The 1,227-nt window shown below is 61.3% G+C and carries 2 protein-coding genes and 1 pseudogene; all 3 read right to left on the reverse strand.

Annotation, left to right across the window (positions count from 1 at the left end; genetic code table 11):
- Positions 1 to 404, reverse strand: a 404-nt coding sequence (locus EDC39_RS15205; protein ID WP_148897242.1) for a TRAP transporter large permease subunit, incomplete at its 3' end; no start/stop codon positions are given.
- A gap of 45 nt (positions 405 to 449) precedes the next feature.
- A complete protein-coding gene (locus tag EDC39_RS15210) occupies positions 450 to 947 on the reverse strand; it encodes a TRAP transporter small permease (protein WP_148897243.1) in 498 nt (165 codons plus the stop codon).
- Positions 948 to 1,023: 76 nt separating this feature from the next.
- Positions 1,024 to 1,227: pseudogene (locus EDC39_RS15215) on the reverse strand (TRAP transporter substrate-binding protein); the annotation flags it as partial.

Raw genomic sequence — 1,227 nt, forward strand, 5'->3', positions numbered from 1 at the left:
TCGTCGTAGCCGTGCTCGATCAAAGCCGGAATCATGAAGCCGCCGATGGCGACAACGGTGGCGACAGTGGAGCCGGAGATGGCGCCGAAGAAGCCGCAGGCCAGAATCCCGGCCATGGCCAGGCCGCCGGGCAGAAAGCCGACCAGGGTGTTGGCGGTCTTGATCAGCTTCTGGACGATGCTGCCGGTGGTCATGACGTTGCCGCAGAGGATGAAGAAGAGGACCACCACCAGGGCGAACTTGTCCATGCTGCGGTAGAGGACTTCGATGGCGATCTGCGGGTCGATGCCGACCATCAGCACCAGACCGGCCAGGCCGGTGAAGAACAGCGCCAGAAAGACCGGCACCGTCGAGGCCAGCAGGCCGAGCAGCAGAAACAGGATGATCAGGTAATTACTGTCCATGACAACACCATGCGGAGGCGGGGACCGCGGAAACGCCCGTCGTCCTTACCCCGTCGTGAATTCCTTCCAGTCTTCGACCATGACGATCAGGGTGCGGATGAACATCATCGCCCCCATCAGCGGCAGCACCGCGTAGAAGATCCACTCCGGAATCTGCAGCGAGGCGGTCTTGGCGAACTCGTCCTCGTACATCAGCACGGTCATCTGCCAGCCGAGCCAGACCATCAGCACCGAAAAGACGAGCACCGCCAGGTTGGCGATCATCGTCAGGGACATCTTCAGCTTCGGAAAGATCTGCGGCAGCGCGTCGATGCGGATCAGCGAGCGGCCGCGCACGGCGGCGATGCATCCGATGTAGGTCGAAAAGTAGATCGTCTTGCGTACCACCTCGTCCGACCAGTACAGATTGACGTCGGCCGTCGCCTTGCGCAAGATCACGTTGGCCAGGGCGACGCAGAGGGCGACCATGACCGCGATGAAGAGCGACCATTCCTCGAACCACCGGAAGACCCGATCGACAACCTGAAAGGTTTTTTTCAACATCGTCCACCTCGATGAAAAAGGGGTCGGAGACACGAGTTCTCCGACCCCGCAAATCAGTCAGCCGGAAACTCTCGACTCAGTTGCCAAGTTTGGCGCGCACCCTGGCCAGGTAGTCGGGACCGATCTTCTTGCCCCACTTCTCGTAGATCGGCGCCGCCAGCTCGATCAGCCTAGCCTTCTCTGTTGCCGGCAGCTGGAAGAACTCGATGCCGGCCGCCTTGGCCTTGGCGATCTGCTCGGCCTGCTGCTTACGCGTCAGCTCGCGGGTCTTGGCGCTCTC

It is taken from the genome of Geothermobacter ehrlichii (assembly GCF_008124615.1).
Classification (GTDB): domain Bacteria; phylum Desulfobacterota; class Desulfuromonadia; order Desulfuromonadales; family Geothermobacteraceae; genus Geothermobacter; species Geothermobacter ehrlichii.